The following is an 18,335-nucleotide window of genomic DNA, read 5'->3' as shown; positions in this document are numbered from 1 at the left end:
GCAATTCTTAAGAATTGCTCTTTTTTTGCACTTTTTATGTTAATTTTATAATAAATATAAAAAAATAGTGGTAATTTCTAATTTAAAAGAATATAATTTATAATATATAAACATCATATTCAAAACATTGAGAGGAGGGATTATATTGAATGATCAAAAACCTTCAAAAAACTCAAAACCAACTGATTTAAGAAATATAATTGCCTTAATAATAACTTTGGCAGTAATTACAATAACTATAATAGTTGCAATATGTACTTTAACTCTTCCAGAAAAACCTGATTTTGATTTTATAGGACAAAGTTTATTGCCATTATGGGGTACTTGGCTTGGAACCGTACTAGCCTTTTATTTTGGAAAAGCTAATTTTGATTCAGTTGCTAAAACTTATGAAAATGTTATAAACAATTTAAGTTCAGAAGAAAAAATGGAAAAAATACCTGTAGACGATGTTATGACACCCATAAACAATATAACTCATATAGATTATGATGAAACGCAATTAAATAGAACTATATTAGAAATATTGAATGATAAATTATTTAGTGGATATAATAGATTTGTATTCTTAGAAAAAAACAACATATTCAAATATGTAATACATAGAAGTACGTTCACAAATTTTATAGCCGACAAATTGAGGGATGAAACTATTGATGTCAAAAAATTAACTCTCAAAAATTTTATCGATGAAAAAGATAAAAATGAATATATAAAAGATATGCTAGATAATTCTTATAACTTCGTTGCTTTAAATGATAATCTACTCGATGCGAAAAATGCCATGAAATCATTAAAAAATTGTGAAGATGTTTTTGTAACTAAAACAGGTAGAGGAACAGATCCTGTATTGGGACTAATCACAAATAATATAATAATAAAATTCAGCAAAATTTAAAAGGCCTTAAAGGCCTTTTTTTATTTTATTGATAATAAATTTTTTAAACTCATCATAATCAAGATTGATCAAGAAATTGTGATCAACTTTCTTTAAATCAGTATACCCCATATCTTTAAAAACAGATAATTCAAACTCAAATAGATCAAAATCTTCCCCATCTTTCTTTTTTATCTTTTCATTCTCAATTAATTCATCCATGAGAACATTGATTCTATTGATCTTATCAATATTGACAACATCTGGATATTCTTCAATAATTTTTGAACTTATATCTTTTCCTTTTATTAAACTTTCTATATAATCTATATTTTGCATTATAAGGCTTTTATCAACAATTTTAGAATGAGTAGTTAAATAGATGACATCATCATAATCAAGTAAACATTCAAGACTACTCTTAAATCTTTTCAAATCATGATAGCCAATACAAGGAATAGGAACCTCAGCTAAATCACCTATATACATTATTCTATCTTTCTTATCAAAACAAACCGAATCTCCAATAGTATGGCCTGGCAAATAAAAAAATTCAATACTTTCAGAATCAAAAAATAACTTACTTTCGAAAGTTATATCTGGAAGTTTTAAAACAACATCACCATTTATAAAATCATAATTATATTTTAAATCATACTCTCCTTTAAATAAAATATCCTCTCTACAGGCTTCTGAAGATATTATTACAGAATTTTTGTCAAATATGCAATTACCCCATATATGATCCCAATCTGCATGAGAATTGAAAACAACTATTCTTCTATCAATAATTTCATATTTTAAATAATCTAAAACATATTTCATAGTATTAGGACCTGTTTGGGTATCGCAAATAAAAAAATAAGTCTCACCTTTTATTCCATAAACTATTGTATCAGTTAAAGTCGTTTCATATTCATTAAAATCAAATATATAACCTCGATTTCCAATTCTTTCAACATTCATTTAAAGCGCCCCCTAAAAAATATTATCATATTAATAATAACAGAAAAACTTAAAATAATATCTTTAAAATAAAATTTCTTTGATGTATAATAATATGTATATTTATTAATAGGAGTGATTTTAATGAAAGTTGAACTACTTGCACCTGCAGGTAATTTTGAATCTATGAAAGCTGCATTTTCAAATGGAGCTGATGCCGTTTATCTTGGTGGAAAATCTTTTAATGCAAGATCTTCTGCAAATAATTTTGATGATGATGAATTAAAAATGGCAATAAATTATGCCCATTTAAGAGATAAAAAAGTACATATTACATTCAATACATTAATAAATGACTTTGAAATCGATAAAGCAATAAAATATCTTGATTATATCTACTCAATAAATGCAGATGCAATAATAGTTCAAGATACAACTATAGCCTATATAATAAAAAATAGATATCCAGATCTTCCAATACATGCGAGTACTCAAATGTCTGTACACAACACTCAAACAGCTAAATTATTAAAAGAAGCCGGTTTTACAAGAATAATACCCGCTAGAGAAACATCATTAAGGGATATAGAAAATATAATAAACAATGTAGATATAGAAATAGAAACATTCATTCATGGAGCTTTATGTGTAAGTTACTCTGGTCAATGTCTAATGAGCAGTTTAATAGGTGGAAGAAGTGGAAATAGAGGAAAATGTGCCCAACCATGTAGAATGCAATATTCACTTGTAAAATTAAAAGAAGATAAAATAATAAAAGATGCTTATATACTTTCAACTCGTGACTTAAACACAATAGATAAAATACCTCAATTAATAAAAAGTGGTATAAAATCTTTTAAAATTGAAGGAAGAATGAAAAAACCACAATATGTAGCGACTGTAGTAAATGCTTATAGAAAAGCTATCGATTCATATTATGAAAACACAAATAAACTTTCAAACAAAGATATAGAGGATATCACTCAAATATTCAATAGAACCTTTACAAAAGGATATACTTTCAATGAATATGGAAATGAAATAGTAAACACAAATAGACCAGATAATAGAGGCTTAGAATTAGGCAGAACAATTTCTTATGATAGCTATAAAAAACTTTTAAAAATAAAATTAATAAGAGAATTAAATCTAAAAGATGGCATAGAAGTTATAGATCCTATAAATACAAACAAAGGAACTCGTATAGATAAAATCTATATAGATGATAAAGAAGTTCAAAATGCACAAAAAGATGAAATAGTTGAAATACCTTTCAAATTTTTTATGGACAAAAATTTAATTATAAACAAGACATACGATGAAAAACTAAATGATAAAGCAAAAAAAAGTTATGATGAAGATTTAAAAGTACCTTTAAATATAGAAATGACAATAATAAAAAATAATCCCATAGAATTAATTTTAAAATACAAAAATTTAAAAATAAATCAAAAAAGTGATTTTATAGTTGAAAAATCAGAAAAAAAACCTACTTCAAAAGAAAATATTGAAAAAAATATCTCTAAACTTGGAAACACACCTTATTTCGCAAACAGTATAATAATAAAAGGCGATGAAGATATATTCATACCAATATCTAAAATAAATGAATTGAGAAGAAATGCCATAGAAGAACTCGACAAAAAAAGATTATCTTATTCAAAAGAAATTAAAAATTTTAATCTTATAAAAAAATCAAGATCTGAAAATGCCTTAGAATTAAACATGAGCATAATAAATCCAGAACAGTTTATAAATAATGATAGAGGAAATACTTATTTATATAATTTCAAAAACTATAACTTAAAAGAAAATACAATTCCAGCATATTCCAGAATAACAGAAAATGATGAAATAGAAGAAATAAAAAAACAAAATATAAATTCAGATAAAATCATGGTTGGAAATCCAGGACTAATAAACATATTCAAAAACAAACAAATAATACTTGATTATTCTTTTAACATATTCAATAGTTATTCACACAAAATATGGAACAATGAAAACATCAAAAAAATAACTTTATCACCAGAAATGAATATTTATCAAATGCAAAGATTTGTAGAAAACACCGACATAGACTATGAAGTAATAATTTATGGAAGAATACCAGCAATGATAAGTAAGTATTGTGCAATATCAAGTCAATCAGGTCCAGATAAACCAAAATGCAACTTATGTAAGGAAAGTGACTATTCTTTAATAGATAAAAAATATTATGAATTTCCAATAATAACAGACTTAAAATGTAGAATGCATGTATTAAATTCATTCCCATTAAACTTATACAATAAAATAAATGAAATGAAAGAAAAAGGCATAAAAAAATACAGATTATTCTTTACAAATGAAAAAAAATCCGAAATAGAAAAAACTTATTCATTATTCTCTGATTTAATATTCAATGAAAATTATAATTTAGAATATGAAGAAGAAATATTGGCAAGCACAACAAAAGGACATTACTTTTCTGATATATAAATCCATAAATATTTTTTGTTAATTAAAGATAAAAATAAAGGCTAAAATATGTTATAATATATTTAAGATAATATTAAAATATTATCATAATATGAGGAGCGGATAAAAATGACCTCCGGAGATGTTTTAGCCATAATGCAAGAAAGAGGCACAGAACAAAACAAAAAAATATATATAAAACATGGTTCTGGAAATAAAACTTTGGGTGTAAGTTTTAAAGATATGAAAGAAATTCAAAAAAATATAAAAAAAGACCATGAATTATCTTGGGAGCTTTGGAAAACAGAAATACCTGATGCTCAAATACTGGCAACTATGATAGCCGATCCTAAACTAATGACTGAATATCAAATAAACAAATGGATAAAAGATATAAATTATTATGTACTTGCTGATTATTTTTCATCATTAATATCAAGAACACCTTTTTGGATGAAAAAAGTAAAACAATGGACAAATTCAGAAAAAGAATATATAAGAAGATGTGGATATGGAATAATATCAAATTACTGCAAAGATTCTAAAGAAAAAGATATAGACTTTCTAAAAGCTTATTTGATAAAAATAGAAGCTGAAATACATAATTCAAAAAATCGAGCCAAAGAAATGATGAATAATGCTTTAATCTCAATCGGTTTTTTTACTCCAGAGTTAAAAAATATGGCCATTGAAGCTGCAAAAAAAATCGGCAATATTGAAATAGATCATGGTGAAACAAAATGTAAAACTTACAATGCCTTTGAATATCTTACAAAAAAAGAAAAATTTAAAAAATTCAAAAACTAAGGGTTTAAAACCCTTAGTTTTATTTTTATATTGACTTATCATATACTATGTTATAAATAGTGAAATTTAATCATTTATTAACTTCAAATACAAAAATAGCCTTGACCTTATAGTTACTATAATGTTTATAATCATATAGGAAATTAAATTAAGAAATTAAGGAGTGATTAAATGGAAAAGATTTTTGGTCAAAAATGGACTTTTACAAAATTCAGTAAGTTCGTTTTTCCATCAATTCTAACACTAATATTCATAGCATTATATGGTATGGTTGATGGAATATTTATATCAAGATACGTTGGTAAAGAAGCTCTTGCGGGACTAAATATGGTATTACCAGTAGTATCTACAAGTCTTGCACTCGCATTGATGCTTTCAGCTGGAACAAACACGATAATAGCCATAAAACTTGGAGAAAAAAAAGAAAAAGAAGCCCGTGAACTTTTTACTTATTCTATTTTTCTAACTATAATAACGGGTTTTATAATGGCTGTTTTAACGATTTTATTCATAGATCAAATATTAGGTCTATTGGGGGTAAATGAAAAACTCTATGAATACAGTAAAACTTATATAATGATATATGCAATATTTTTTCCAATATATGTTCCAAAAATATTTTTTGAATATGCAACGAGAACAGATGGAAATGCAGGATATTCATTATTTTTATGTGTAATAGGTGGAGTTATAAATATAATACTCGATTATTTATTCATAGGCGTATATGGTTGGGGAATAGCTGGGGCAGCTTGGGGAACTGTTTTAGGTCTATTATTTGCTTTTATAGCAGGATTTTTATATTTTTTAAAACCCAAAATATTAAAATTATCAAAATTTAAATTTAATTTCAAATTCATAATCGAAAGTATTTACATAGGAGCTTCAAACTTTGTAAATCAATTCTCTATAAGTATTGCTACTCTCTTATTTAACAATATAGCTTTAAAATACTATGGTGAACTCGGTGTTGCTGCAATATCAATAATAATGTATATAAACTTCATGGTATTTTCTGTAATGATAGGTATGTCAACGGGTATGCAACCAGTCATAAGTTATAATTTTGGTTCTAAAAACTATGACAATATAAAAAGAGTGATAAATTTTGCAATGATAATAGGTTTCACATTTGCAATAATAAGTTTTTTATTCACTTATTTTTATAATTCATTGATAATAAACCTATTCTCAAAAGACGATCCGGCTCTAAAAAATTTAGTAGAACATGGATTTAAATTTATATCATTTGCATATTTATTTAGTGGGTTTAATATAATAAATGCTTCTACATATGCAGCTTTAAAAGAAAGTTTAAAATCCATAATAATATCTATAAACAGAAGTTTAGTATTTATAGTTATGGGATTAATAATAATGACAAATCTTTTTGAAGCAGATGGTTTATGGTTAACAACTGCCTTTGCAGAATTCATAACTTTTATAACAAGTTTATTATTCATGATAAAAGATGTTCAAAATTCTAAAATATTTAAAAACAAACAAATAATATACTCAACAAAAAAATGAGATTATCTAAAAAAGATAATCTCATTTCTCATAATTTTGAAATTGGTAATGCTTTATACTGCATAAAATCTTTTTTACCTGATTTTATAGCCTTCTTAGGACAATAAGAAATACATCTCATACAACTTTGACAATTATCCATTATTTTAGGATAATCTTCTTTTATTATATTAGAAACTGGACATATTCTTGAACATAATCCACAATTTATACATTCATTTTCATCTATATGAAGTTTTAAAAATTTTTGCATAAAATTCCATATCCATTTACTATTTGCAACAGGAATAAACATATCTGTCAAAAATTTATTCTTCGGTATATCTTTATTTTGATTTATAACTTTTTCTAAAAAATCTTTTAATTTATCTATAGCTTTTGTTTTTATACTATTATTCTTTAACTCATCTATACTTTTAGGAACTAAATTACTTGGCATTGTTATTTCTTTTATTCCTAAAATATTATATCCCTTTTTAGAAAATTCATTTTTAATATATTTTGGAACACCACTATATGGACCAGCAAGTGTAGTAAAAACAAAAAAATTAAACTTTCCAATTGGTAATTCCTCTATAAACTCTCTAACAAAAGGATATGTAGTATGAACCGCCACGGGAAAAGCTATACAATTAATATCATCTTCATTCAAAAAAGATACATCCTTTAAGTTTTCTAACTTAAATTTATTTATTGTATAATCTTTTTCTTCAAAAAAAGAAATCGTTTCATCTACCAATGTCTTAGTATTTCCAGTTCCAGAAAAATAAATTATATTCAATACTTTTTTATCCATAAATCATCTCCAAATTTTTTATACTCACAATACCATTATTGCATAAAAATTATTATAATATTATTAAAAAAATTAGTGATAAGTAAATAATTTGTTATAATAATTATTAAAAGGGGGAATTATTCTGAAAATAAAAGTTGACAGACTTTCTTCATTTGCAGAAACAATCAATGGTGGAAACCCTGCTGGTGTAGTATTAAATGCAGATAACTTTGATGAAAAAAAGATGAAGTTAATTGCTAAAAATGTTGGATATTCAGAAACTGCATTTGTTTCTAATTCAAATAAAGCAGATTTTAAAATAAGATTTTTTACTCCAAAAGAAGAAGTAAATCTATGTGGCCATGCAACAATTGCTGCTTTTTCACTTTTAATAAAAGAAAAAATAATATCTCAAGGTAAATATACTCAAGAAACAAAAGCTGGTATATTAGAAATTGAATGTAATAAAAACTCTGAAATCTTTATGAATCAAAATCTTCCAAATTTCCAAGAAAAATTGAATCAAGAATTAATAACAAATGCATTAAACATAGATAAAAATGAACTTTTAGAAGATATACCAATAGAGATAGTATCGACTGGATTAAATGACTTAATGATACCTATAAAATCTTTAGAGGCATTAAATCAAATAACTCCAAATATGAAAAAAATAGAAAATATTTGTAATCAAAATAATATTGCAAGCTTTCATTTATTTTGTATTCCAAAAAATGAATTTCACGCATCTTCAAGAAATTTTGCTCCACATCTTGGAATACCAGAAGAATCAGCAACTGGTACTGCAAGTGGTGCATTGGGATGTTATTTAATAAAACATAAAATATATGAAGCAAATAAACAATTATTATTTCAACAAGGTTTGAGTATGAATAAACCATCAAAAATAAAAGTAATAATAGAAAAAACAACAACAATAAATGCAGTAAAAGTAGGAGGTAAAGCTATATACTTAGATTCTATATATATGTAAAATAAATAATAAACCTCCAAAGTAGTTTTATAATTTTTATAAATTATAATCCACTCTGGAGGTATTATTTTTAAATATTATACATCTATTATCCTATTGTTTTTTCTTCTTTTTCAAGAATATCTACAAACTCTGAATAATCTATCAAATCAACTTTAGAAGCACTTTCATCATAACCTCTACTCAAAAAATCATCTTTTAAAACATATTTTTTACCTTTTATTTCATTAACTTTTTCATCCCTTGCCCAAAAAGCTCCATTTTGAATAAATACAACAGAATCATCTGATTTTGTATTAGATATGAGAATTTTTGCAGCAGGATTATCAAGACCATGCTTTACCAATACTAGTGCCATTTAAAACACCTCACATAAAGATTACATTATCAAAAGAATGAAAAAAATCATTTAATTCTTCTTCTTTCATTATTTTCGCATTAAAATTTTCATCTATATCAGAAACACCAAATTTTTCAAAATGTTCTTTAACTCCAAAAACTTCCGTTTCATATCTTTTCACAAATCTATGAACCATACTTATAGGAAGCAAACCAAGAGTTTCAGGTTTTGTATTCTTACTTAAAGATATACTTGCTTCATCAACAAATAAAACTGATGGTTCTATATCTTCTCCATACATACCAAACGCTGTTCTGAAAGCTTCATTAGTCCAAATCGATCCAACTGGCGCCTGATAGACAACAAATAATATTTTTTTATCCATTAAACTCCACCTCACGCCATGAAATTTATAAATCTATCTGAATTATATACAAGTTCTGCTAATTCTGGAAGTCCACTTATTCTTGAACCTTTAATTATATTCTCTTTAGAAACTCCCCTATAATCCATACATATACCGCAAATTTCAACATTCAATTTTTTTTCTTCGATCATAGTTTCAAGAATTCTAGGTATATCTCTATCAACTCTTATAGGTTTAACAAGTGAATTTATAGCTAAAACAGAATCACAAAATAAAAATATGCTCACGTCATGGCCTTTATCTAAGGCTGCATCTGCAATTTTTATAGCAGAATCTATATCTTCATAAGTATAAGGTTGAGCCATCACCTGTATAGTGATTTTCATATAAAAAACCTCCTGAATTAATCTCTTTCAAACATGAACCATGTCATTGTCCAGTTTCCTAAAATAAAGAATATTGATGCAACTATTGAACTTATACCAAGCATAGGCAATCCAACAAAGAAATGACCTATATTACAACCATAATCTATTGAAGCACCAAAACCCATCATAGCTCCACCAATCATAACTCTTACATATGTCATAGGATCCTTTGGCATTCTAAGTTTAAATTCTTTAGCTGCTATAGCTGAAACTGCAGAACCTAAGATTATACCTATAATAGACAATGCACCCCAATCAAGTTTAACACCTGTTAAGAAACTATTCCATAGATTAACCCATGGACCTGTAATACCAAAACCATAATTTCTTCCAGCTGCATAACTAACTATATAAGCAACACCTGAAAGAATTGCAAGTAATATAGATAAAGTTATCCAATTTATTTTAGATTCTCTATGTGTAGTTTTCGTTCCAAAAACATACCATAATAACAATGCTGCTATTATAATTGCAGGTATCCAAGGATTTATATTTAAAATAGAAGATACTGTAATACCTGTAGTTTCTGCATATAGTTCGCTCTGTCCTGTTACTTTAACATCATATGGTTTTAAAGCTTTAATTATAAAGTTCAAAGAACCTTTTTTAGTAGCATAAGCAGTTAAACCATAAAAAATTGCTGCAAACCATGCAGTTGTCATACCTTCTCCAATTCTATATGTAACTCCGGAAGCACAACCGCCACCAAGAACCATACCCATACCAAATATAAATGCCCCAAGTACAGTTCCTATCCAGTTAAAAGCAGCCGGATTCATTCTTATCCAACCAAATTGTGCAAAAAAATGAAATAATATCATTGAAATTGCAACAGATAAAACAGCTATTTTAAATAAATAATTGTCTTTCATAAGTTTTATATCACGAAATGCAGAATTAAAACAAACCCTACCCCTTTGTAACAATATACCAAACAAAAAACCCATCAGTAATCCTGTCCAAGTCATTTAAAAAACCCCCTTATTATCATCCCGATTTTTTAATTTACTTTAATATAAATTTTCCATTCTGATGTTCCAGCATCTTTAACTTCTAAAACTTCATGTCCCATTTTTTTTACAGTTTCTGGAATTCTTTCTTTAGACATCGGATAGTCTATTAATACTTCAAGTATTTCTCCTGCTTTCATCTTTTTCAAAGCTCTCTTTGTTTCAACATCAGGTACAGGACAAACTTCTCCCATAACATCAAGTGTTTTAGTAACATTGTAATCTGCCATATATAACACCTCCATACTATTGTGAAATATTATGAATTTTTTCACATATTGTTTTAAATTACAATCGTGTTATGATAAACACAATTTTTTATGACTTTCAATATGATTATAAATCTATTTCCTAAACTCAAGTTTGATTATTTATTACAGTTTGGTTAAACAAGAAAAAGACTTTGATTATTAATAAAGAATTATCTTTATCATGTAAAAATCAAAATAAATTTTTCACATGATATATTAATTTTAAAAAGTTTTTAATTTTTTAAATTTTTTTGTCCTCTCAATATGAATTATAGTTTTTAATTTTAAAGCAACACTTTCTTTATCCTTTCAATTTGGTTAACTTTTGTTCATTAAAAAAAATATAAATATAAAAAAATTAAATAAACATTTTGGAAGTTAAAAATAATATAGTAAAATTTAATATGAAAAAAATAATATGGGGGTGAATCATTTTGATAAAAGAAAGATTAAAAAACATAAGAAAACTTATGCAAGAAAATGAAATTTCAGCTTATATAGTACCAAGTTTTGATGCTCATAAAAGCGAGTATGTTGCAGAATACTGGAAATGTAGAGAATTTATAACCGGATTTACCGGATCTGCTGGTACAGCTGTTATTTTAAAAGAAAAAGCAGGTCTTTGGACTGATGGAAGATATTTTATACAAGCAGAAAAACAATTAAAAAATTCTACAATAGAACTTTTTAAAATGGGAGAACCAGATACTCCTGATTTTAAAGAATGGATTTTTGATAATCTTGAAGAAAATTCAAAAATTGGATTTGATGGCAGAACTTTTTCATTGAATGAAATAAGAGAATTAAAAAATATTCTAGATAAAAAAAACATAGAATTAATATATGATATAGATTTAATAGATAAAATTTGGAATGATAGACCAATAATTCCAAATGATCATATAATGGATCATGATATAAAATTCGCAGGAAAATCCAGAACTGAAAAGAAAAAAGAAGTTTTAACTGAATTGAAGAAAAGAGAATGTGATTCTTTATTACTTTCTTCTTTAGATGATATAGCTTGGTTACTCAATTTAAGAGGACATGATGTAAATAATAACCCTGTTTTTTATTCTTATTGTTTTCTGAATAAAGATTCAACTATTTTATTTGTGGATAAAGAAAAAATTTCTAATGAATTAATCGAAAAATTAGAATATGATGGAATAAAAATAGATGATTACATAAAAATCTTTGATTTTGTAAAAAATTTAAAATCAAAAAAAATATTCATAGATCCGGATAAAACAAGTTATTTACTTTATATGTCTATAAATAAAAACATAAAATTACTAGAAGATATAAACATAACAACTCTGATGAAATCTAAAAAAAATGAAATAGAAATAAACAACTTAAAAAAATCTCATATTAGAGATGGTATTTATATGGTTAAATTTCTAAAATGGATAGATGAATCAGAAAAAACTGAACTTGATGAAATAAAAGCACAAGAAAAACTAATAATTTTAAGATCTAAAGATAAATATTCTAAAGGTTCAAGCTTTGATTATATATCTGCCTATAAAGAAAATGCTGCAATGATGCATTATAAAGCTACTAAAAATTCTAATAAAAAATTTAAAAATAAAGGCTTCTATCTTTTAGATTCAGGCGAACAATATCTCGATGGAACTACAGATATAACTCGTACTATTAAGATAGGAGAATTAACAGAAACAGAAAAACGCGATTATACATTGGTCTTAAAAGCAATGATAAATCTATCAATGGGAAAATTTTTATATGGATGTACAGGGACTAATCTCGATATACTCGCAAGAAGACCTATATGGGAATATGGATTGGACTATAAATGTGGAACTGGACATGGAATAGGATTCTTTTTAAACGTTCATGAAGGACCTCATGGTATTAGAACACAATATAATAAATATAAGCTTGAAGATGGAATGATAGTTACCAATGAACCTGGTATATATATAAAAGACTCACATGGTATAAGAATTGAAAATACTCTTTTAGTCAAAAAATCTGAAAAAACTGAATTTGGACAATTTATGGAATTTGAAACAATAACAGTCTGTCCAATAGATACAAGGCCTATCATAAAAGAATTAATGTCAAAAGAAGAAATTAAATGGTTAAACGATTTCCATAAAAATGTCTATGATAAACTTGAAGAATTCTTAACAGAAGATGAGAAAGAATGGCTTAAAAATGCCACAAATCCATTATGAAAAAAATTAAAAAACAAATAGTATAATGAAAAAGATTTCATACTATCTTCTGAGATCATCTCTAAACAGCTTCAATCAAATTTAAACAAAAAGAAATAATATATTATAATACATATATAAATAACATCTGAAGAGGAGGAAGAGTTAATGATTAAAGTATACTCAGAAATCGGAAAATTGCGGAGTGTCTTACTTCATAGACCTGGAAATGAATTGGAGAACCTTGCACCAAAATACCTTTCAGATTTATTATTCGATGATATTCCATATTTAGAAAAAGCAAGAGAAGAACATGATGTATTCGCACAACTTTTGAGGGATAACGGCGTAAAAGTAAATTATATAACCCATCTTCTCTCAAATACTCTAAAAAGCAATGAATTAAAAGAACAATTTTTAAATGAATTTCTCGATCTATCGGATATAAATAATAAATATATAAGAGAAGCATTAAAAGATTATCTTTTAAATATGAACATTTCCGAAATGATCGATAAGTTAACTTCTGGGATAAGAACAAATGAATTGAAACTAAAAAAAGAAGTTTTTTCTGTGAAAGTCAGAAAATCTAACATGGATATTCCCTTTTTCTTAAATCCAATGCCAAACTTGTATTTTCAAAGAGATCCAGTGGCTATGATAGGAAAAGGTGCTACAATAAACAGGATGAGAACTCCAGCGAGAAGACGAGAATCGATGTTTATGGAATATGTTTTGAAGTATAATGAAGATTTTAAAAATACTCCTCTTTATTATGATAAAAAATTACCTTATGCTATAGAAGGTGGAGATATATTAATATTCAATGAAAAAGTATTGGCAGTTGGTATATCTCAAAGAACAGATCCAGAAGCTTTAGAAATTCTTGCAAAAAAGATTTTTGATGAATATGATGATACATTTGAAACAATACTTGGTTTTCTAATACCGGCCAAAAGAGCCTATATGCATCTCGATACTGTTTTTACACAGCTCGATTATGATAAATTTGTAGTTCATCCTGAAATGCAAGAAGTGATAAAAATATTCGGAATACAAAAAAAGGATCATGATGAATACACAATAAATGAAGAAAAAGGAACTTTAAAAGAAATTCTTGAAAAACATCTCGATGTAGATAAAATAACTCTTTTAAAATGTGGCAATGGAGATGAGATAGCTGCAGCCAGAGAACAATGGAATGATGGTTCAAATACCCTTGCAATAGAACCTGGAACTGTTATAACTTATGATAGAAATTATATAACCAATAAAGAATTAAAAAATGCTGGAATAAAAGTAATAGAATTTCCTGCAAGTGAACTTTCAAGAGGTAGAGGTGGTCCACGATGTATGAGTATGCCACTCATAAGAGATGATATATAAATAATATAAAAACCAAATATCGGGAGGGAATAATATGCCAGTAAATTTAAGAGGTAGAAGTTTTTTAACATTAAAAGATTTTACACCTGAAGAAATAAACTACATGCTCGATCTTGCTAAAGATTTAAAAGCAAAAAAAAGAATGGGGTTAAAAGGAAAACTTCTCGAAGGAAAAAACATAGTATTATTATTTGAAAAAACTTCTACAAGAACGAGATGTGCTTTTGAAGTTGCAGCTTTCGATGAAGGAGCAAATGTAACATTCCTTACAAATTCACAAATGGGAAAAAAAGAATCTATAGAAGATACTGCAAAAGTATTGGGAAGATTCTATGATGGAATAGAATTCAGAGGATTCAAACAAGAAACTGTTGATGCTCTTGCTGAGCATTCAGGAGTTCCAGTTTGGAATGGATTAACAGATTTAGATCATCCTACACAAGTATTAGCTGATTTCTTAACTGTGATGGAACATATTGATAAACCTTTAAATAAAGTAAAATTCGTATATGTTGGTGATGGAAGAAATAATATGGGAAATGCTTTAATGATTGGTGCAGCAAAAATGGGTATGGACTTTATGACAGTAAGTCCAAAAGAATTATTCCCAAATGAAGATCTTGTAAATGAAATGAAAGAAGTGGCAAAAGAAACAGGTGGAACAATAACTATAACAGATAATATAGATGATGTAAAAAATGCAGATGTAATATATACAGATGTTTGGGTTTCAATGGGAGAAGAAGATCAATTTGAAGAAAGAATAAAACTTTTAAAACCATATCAAGTAAATAAAGAAATGATGGACAAAACTGAAAACCCGGATGCAATATTTTTACATTGCCTACCATCTTTTCATGATTTAGAAACTCAAGTTGGAAAAGAAATATATGAAAAATTCGGATTAAAAGAAATGGAAGTTACAGATGAAGTATTCAGAAGCAAAGCATCCAAAGTATTTGATGAAGCTGAAAACAGAATGCATACAATAAAAGCTGTTATGGTTGCAACTCTTATAGGTTAATGAGGGGGTTCTCTAATGGAAAAAAAATTAGCCGTTATTGCAATAGGCGGAAATGCTGTGAACCGGCCTGGTGAAGAACCTAATTCTGAAAATATGATTAAAAATATTGAAAACACAGCGAAATTTTTGGTAGAAATGATAGAAAAAAATTATGATCTCGTAATAACTCATGGAAATGGACCTCAAGTTGGCAATATTTTGATACAACAAGATATAGCAAAAGATAAAATCCCACCTTTTCCGATGGATATAAATGGAGCAATGACACAAGGATATTTAGGTTATATGATAATTCAATCTTTAAAAAATATTTTAAATGAAAAGAAAATAAATAAAGAAATAGCCTCAATTGTAACTCAAGTTGTTGTAAATAAAGATGATGATGGATTTAAAAATCCAAGTAAACCTGTAGGACCTTTTTATTCTGAAGAAGAGGGCAAATATCTTCAAAAAGAGAAAGGCTGGGATTTTAAAGAAGATGCAGGACGTGGTTGGCGAAGAGTTGTTCCATCTCCAATACCTGTTGAAATAATAGAAAACAATACAATAAAAAAATTAGTCGATTCTGATTTCCTTGTAGTCGCTTGTGGTGGTGGTGGAATTCCAATTATAAAAGAAAATAATAAATTAAAAGGTGTTGAAGCAGTTATAGATAAAGATAGAGCTTCTTCATTACTTGCAAAAAATTTAAATGCCGATGAATTTATAATTTTGACTGCTGTAGAACAAGTCGCTATAAACTTTGGGAAACCAAATCAAGAAAATTTATCCGAAATAACAGTTGAAAAAGCTGAAGAATATATGAAACAAGGTCATTTTGCTAAAGGAAGTATGTTACCAAAAATAGAAGCTTGTCTTGAATTTGTTAAATCTACTGGAAAGACAGCCTTAATAACTGATATGGAAAAACTAACTGAAGCTTTAGAAGGCAAAACTGGAACTAAAATAATAAAATGATAAAAAAAGAGATATCCTTCATACTGAGGATATCTCTTTTTTATAAATTATAATTTAAAATATTTATCTATAGAATTTTTTAACTCTTTTGAAAGTTCCAAAAGTTTTTGACTATACTCTTCAACAGATTCAATAGAAGATGTTTGCTCTTCAACAGAAGCATTTATTTCTTGTGTTTTTGCAGAATTATTTTTAGATATACTGGCAAGTGAATCTATATCTTCAATAACCTCTTGTTTTTTATTTAAAAGTTCTTCTACAAGATCTCCATAAGATCTTATAGATTTTTCAGAATTTTTAATACTTTCATATATATTCTTATATTTATTTTCTGTTTCATTTATACTATCACTCTGTTTTTTATTATTGTCTTCTACATTGACTCTTATTTCATTCATTTTTTCTACATTCTCTATAAGTTCTTTAACAACATTCTCTATTTCTTTTGATGATTTTTGAGCTTCATCTGCAAGTGTCCTTATCTCATCTGCAACAACAGAAAAACCTCTTCCAAACTCTCCAGCTTTAGATGCTTCAATTGTAGCATTCAAAGCTAAAAGTCTTGTTTGGGCAGCTATTGAACTTATAACAGAACTAACTTTTTCAACATTTTTAGCTTTATCTGTTGCCTGTGTAATAGCCTTAAATATCTCTTCATTTGAAACTTTACTTTCATCTGTTGAACTTATGAGATCTTTTATAACCTTAAGACCTTGACTCACAGATTTAACAGCTTCATTAGAATTTTCACTGACAATAATCATTTTTTCTTTACATTCATAAATGAGATTATCTAATATTTCCATGTTTTTATTTGCTTTTTCTGAATGTTCGAGTTGCTTTGTAGTATCATAAGCTAAATTGTTTATAGTATCACTTATTTGTATAGAAGATTTTGAGATATAATCAGAAGCACCATTTAATTCTTCAGATGATTCAAGAAGAATTTCTGATGATCTATTTGAAAGTTCTATATAATCTTTAATTTTTTTCTTTAAAATTTTTAAAGAATCAGCAACTATTTTTATTTCATCATTTCTATTATAATCAAATTCAACCTTTAAATCTCCATTTGAAAGTTTTTCTATTGTATTTACCAATTTAGTAAAAGGTTTGGCTTTCTTATCTATTTTAAATAATATAAAAATATAAATAATAATAATTATTATAAATACTATTAAAAGTATATTAAAAAATAATTGTTGAATATTACCATAAAAGTCTTCATAATAAGTTCCAACATTTAAATACCAACCCCAAGGCTCATAATATTTAACGGCATTTACTTTTTCTCTTGTCTTATTTTCATTTGGATTTTTCCAAAAAAAAGTTATTATACCATCATTTTTAGGATTATTTCCTTCATTAAGGATAAGTTGTACAACATTTTACCATTATCATCAACAATATTTGATATGTTTTCTCCTTCTTTAAAAGGATGCATCATTTCTTTACCATTTTTATCTATTGCATATATATATGCTTCAATTCCAAGTTCAAGTTTATTATTAAGTCCTCTCGTTTTGCCATCTTTTTGAACTTTATTGAGCATACTCGTTCTAAAAGTTTCTTGTGCCTGTTCTCTATCAATATACCCTTTATTGACTTGTGATTCTAAAAAATCAAGATATTCAACAGCCATATTTATTTTGTTTTTTAAAGCTGCTTCTCCAAGTTCATTTAAAACATTAGTAGCACCTCTAAATATGAGAAACAACAATATAAATATGGTTAAAATAAATATCAAAAAAATACTTGTGTATGATCTCACAAGACTTTTTTTTAAAGAATTCCTGTTCTTATCCATATTCCCCTCCATTAAGTATTATTTTAAATATCATTTATTCATTATACTGTATTTTGAATTTTATATCATCTAATTTATATATTTTTTAAGTTAAAAATAGATTCATTTATATACAATAAATGTTTTATATATATGAAATTTTAATTAAATTTATCATTTAAAATAACATTTGAAACTAATAAAATAAAAAG

General features: G+C 26.4%; 17 protein-coding genes and 1 pseudogene. 9 read left to right on the top strand and 9 right to left on the bottom strand.

All coding sequences use genetic code 11. The features are described from left to right. The first annotated feature begins 145 nt into the window (after window positions 1-145). Window positions 146-898: a hypothetical protein gene (locus PWP28_RS07335; RefSeq protein ID WP_109604915.1), complete on the top strand. Its 753-nt coding sequence runs from the start codon at window positions 146-148 to the stop codon at window positions 896-898. Window positions 899-904: 6 nt separating this feature from the next. On the opposite strand, the gene PWP28_RS07330 is transcribed toward PWP28_RS07335, so the two are convergent. Continuing rightward, window positions 905-1,843: an MBL fold metallo-hydrolase gene (locus tag PWP28_RS07330; protein WP_305081846.1), complete on the bottom strand. Its 939-nt coding sequence runs from the start codon at window positions 1,841-1,843 to the stop codon at window positions 905-907. Window positions 1,844-1,966: 123 nt separating this feature from the next. Between PWP28_RS07330 and PWP28_RS07325 the strand changes: the two genes are divergently transcribed. The 3 genes from PWP28_RS07325 to PWP28_RS07315 all read left to right on the top strand — a co-directional run bounded on the left by PWP28_RS07325 (window position 1,967) and on the right by PWP28_RS07315 (window position 6,619). Then, window positions 1,967-4,303, top strand: a complete 2,337-nt coding sequence (locus tag PWP28_RS07325; RefSeq protein ID WP_109604913.1) for a DUF3656 domain-containing protein — start codon at window positions 1,967-1,969, stop codon at window positions 4,301-4,303. A gap of 108 nt (window positions 4,304-4,411) precedes the next feature. Continuing rightward, window positions 4,412-5,089 carry a DNA alkylation repair protein gene (locus PWP28_RS07320; RefSeq protein WP_308644481.1) on the top strand — a complete coding sequence of 226 codons (678 nt, stop codon included), beginning with the start codon at window positions 4,412-4,414 and terminating at the stop codon, window positions 5,087-5,089. Between the two features lie 171 nt (window positions 5,090-5,260). Next, a complete protein-coding gene (locus PWP28_RS07315; RefSeq protein WP_109604911.1) occupies window positions 5,261-6,619 on the top strand; it encodes an MATE family efflux transporter in 1,359 nt (452 codons plus the stop codon). A 28-nt stretch (window positions 6,620-6,647) separates the two neighbouring features. Here PWP28_RS07315 and PWP28_RS07310 read toward each other — a convergent pair whose 3' ends face one another. Then, window positions 6,648-7,415: an EFR1 family ferrodoxin gene (locus PWP28_RS07310; RefSeq protein ID WP_109604910.1), complete on the bottom strand. Its 768-nt coding sequence runs from the start codon at window positions 7,413-7,415 to the stop codon at window positions 6,648-6,650. A gap of 118 nt (window positions 7,416-7,533) precedes the next feature. Here PWP28_RS07310 and PWP28_RS07305 point away from each other — a divergent pair, with 118 nt between their 5' ends. Next, a complete protein-coding gene (locus PWP28_RS07305) occupies window positions 7,534-8,391 on the top strand; it encodes a PhzF family phenazine biosynthesis protein (protein ID WP_308644482.1) in 858 nt (285 codons plus the stop codon). An 88-nt stretch (window positions 8,392-8,479) separates the two neighbouring features. Here the strand turns inward: PWP28_RS07305 and tusB are convergent, their stop codons facing one another. The 5 genes from tusB to PWP28_RS07280 are packed head-to-tail and all read right to left on the bottom strand — an operon-like array spanning window position 8,480 to window position 10,766. After that, window positions 8,480-8,749, bottom strand: a complete 270-nt coding sequence (tusB, locus tag PWP28_RS07300; RefSeq protein WP_264149579.1) for a sulfurtransferase complex subunit TusB — start codon at window positions 8,747-8,749, stop codon at window positions 8,480-8,482. 10 nt (window positions 8,750-8,759) lie between these two features. Next, on the bottom strand, window positions 8,760-9,116 hold the full coding sequence (locus PWP28_RS07295; RefSeq protein WP_264149578.1) for an intracellular sulfur oxidation protein: 357 nt from the start codon (window positions 9,114-9,116) through the stop codon (window positions 8,760-8,762). Between the two features lie 11 nt (window positions 9,117-9,127). Continuing rightward, window positions 9,128-9,484, bottom strand: coding sequence for a DsrE/DsrF/TusD sulfur relay family protein (locus tag PWP28_RS07290; RefSeq protein WP_109604906.1), 357 nt, complete (start codon window positions 9,482-9,484; stop codon window positions 9,128-9,130). Between the two features lie 17 nt (window positions 9,485-9,501). Further along, the gene (locus PWP28_RS07285) at window positions 9,502-10,494 is read right to left on the bottom strand and encodes a YeeE/YedE family protein (protein ID WP_109604905.1); all 993 of its coding nucleotides are present in this window, start codon (window positions 10,492-10,494) and stop codon (window positions 9,502-9,504) included. Between the two features lie 32 nt (window positions 10,495-10,526). Then, a complete protein-coding gene (locus PWP28_RS07280; protein WP_109604904.1) occupies window positions 10,527-10,766 on the bottom strand; it encodes a sulfurtransferase TusA family protein in 240 nt (79 codons plus the stop codon). Window positions 10,767-11,221: 455 nt separating this feature from the next. Here PWP28_RS07280 and PWP28_RS07275 point away from each other — a divergent pair, with 455 nt between their 5' ends. The 4 genes from PWP28_RS07275 to arcC all read left to right on the top strand — a co-directional run bounded on the left by PWP28_RS07275 (window position 11,222) and on the right by arcC (window position 16,337). Beyond that, window positions 11,222-12,991, top strand: a complete 1,770-nt coding sequence (locus tag PWP28_RS07275; protein WP_308644480.1) for an aminopeptidase P family protein — start codon at window positions 11,222-11,224, stop codon at window positions 12,989-12,991. Between the two features lie 147 nt (window positions 12,992-13,138). After that, window positions 13,139-14,356: an arginine deiminase gene (arcA, locus tag PWP28_RS07270; protein WP_109604902.1), complete on the top strand. Its 1,218-nt coding sequence runs from the start codon at window positions 13,139-13,141 to the stop codon at window positions 14,354-14,356. A gap of 34 nt (window positions 14,357-14,390) precedes the next feature. Further along, window positions 14,391-15,380, top strand: a complete 990-nt coding sequence (gene argF, locus PWP28_RS07265; protein WP_109604901.1) for an ornithine carbamoyltransferase — start codon at window positions 14,391-14,393, stop codon at window positions 15,378-15,380. Between the two features lie 15 nt (window positions 15,381-15,395). Continuing rightward, window positions 15,396-16,337, top strand: a complete 942-nt coding sequence (gene arcC / locus PWP28_RS07260; RefSeq protein ID WP_109604900.1) for a carbamate kinase — start codon at window positions 15,396-15,398, stop codon at window positions 16,335-16,337. A 47-nt stretch (window positions 16,338-16,384) separates the two neighbouring features. On the opposite strand, the gene PWP28_RS07255 is transcribed toward arcC, so the two are convergent. Continuing rightward, window positions 16,385-17,437, bottom strand: coding sequence for a methyl-accepting chemotaxis protein (locus PWP28_RS07255; protein WP_308644479.1), 1,053 nt, complete (start codon window positions 17,435-17,437; stop codon window positions 16,385-16,387). A 159-nt stretch (window positions 17,438-17,596) separates the two neighbouring features. Next, a pseudogene (locus PWP28_RS07250) lies at window positions 17,597-17,979 on the bottom strand (cache domain-containing protein); the annotation flags it as partial. Between the last annotated feature and the right edge of the window lie 356 nt (window positions 17,980-18,335).

The organism is Oceanotoga sp., from assembly GCF_030445905.1.
Lineage (GTDB): Bacteria > Thermotogota > Thermotogae > Petrotogales > Petrotogaceae > Oceanotoga > Oceanotoga teriensis.
Note: the sequence above shows the minus strand (reverse complement) of the source record. Positions and strands in the feature narration are given on the sequence as shown.

Excerpts from the sequence above, each read along its gene's own strand:
- PWP28_RS07330 (WP_305081846.1), bottom strand. The coding sequence starts at position 1,843 with ATGAATGTTGAAAGAATTGGAAATCGAGGTTATATATTTGATTTTAAT.
- PWP28_RS07325 (WP_109604913.1), top strand. The coding sequence starts at position 1,967 with ATGAAAGTTGAACTACTTGCACCTGCAGGTAATTTTGAATCTATGAAA.
- PWP28_RS07320 (WP_308644481.1), top strand. The coding sequence starts at position 4,412 with ATGACCTCCGGAGATGTTTTAGCCATAATGCAAGAAAGAGGCACAGAA.
- PWP28_RS07315 (WP_109604911.1), top strand. The coding sequence starts at position 5,261 with ATGGAAAAGATTTTTGGTCAAAAATGGACTTTTACAAAATTCAGTAAG.
- PWP28_RS07310 (WP_109604910.1), bottom strand. The coding sequence starts at position 7,415 with ATGGATAAAAAAGTATTGAATATAATTTATTTTTCTGGAACTGGAAAT.
- tusB (WP_264149579.1), bottom strand. The coding sequence starts at position 8,749 with ATGGCACTAGTATTGGTAAAGCATGGTCTTGATAATCCTGCTGCAAAA.
- PWP28_RS07295 (WP_264149578.1), bottom strand. The coding sequence starts at position 9,116 with ATGGATAAAAAAATATTATTTGTTGTCTATCAGGCGCCAGTTGGATCG.
- PWP28_RS07290 (WP_109604906.1), bottom strand. The coding sequence starts at position 9,484 with ATGAAAATCACTATACAGGTGATGGCTCAACCTTATACTTATGAAGAT.
- PWP28_RS07285 (WP_109604905.1), bottom strand. The coding sequence starts at position 10,494 with ATGACTTGGACAGGATTACTGATGGGTTTTTTGTTTGGTATATTGTTA.
- PWP28_RS07280 (WP_109604904.1), bottom strand. The coding sequence starts at position 10,766 with ATGGCAGATTACAATGTTACTAAAACACTTGATGTTATGGGAGAAGTT.
- arcA (WP_109604902.1), top strand. The coding sequence starts at position 13,139 with ATGATTAAAGTATACTCAGAAATCGGAAAATTGCGGAGTGTCTTACTT.
- argF (WP_109604901.1), top strand. The coding sequence starts at position 14,391 with ATGCCAGTAAATTTAAGAGGTAGAAGTTTTTTAACATTAAAAGATTTT.
- arcC (WP_109604900.1), top strand. The coding sequence starts at position 15,396 with ATGGAAAAAAAATTAGCCGTTATTGCAATAGGCGGAAATGCTGTGAAC.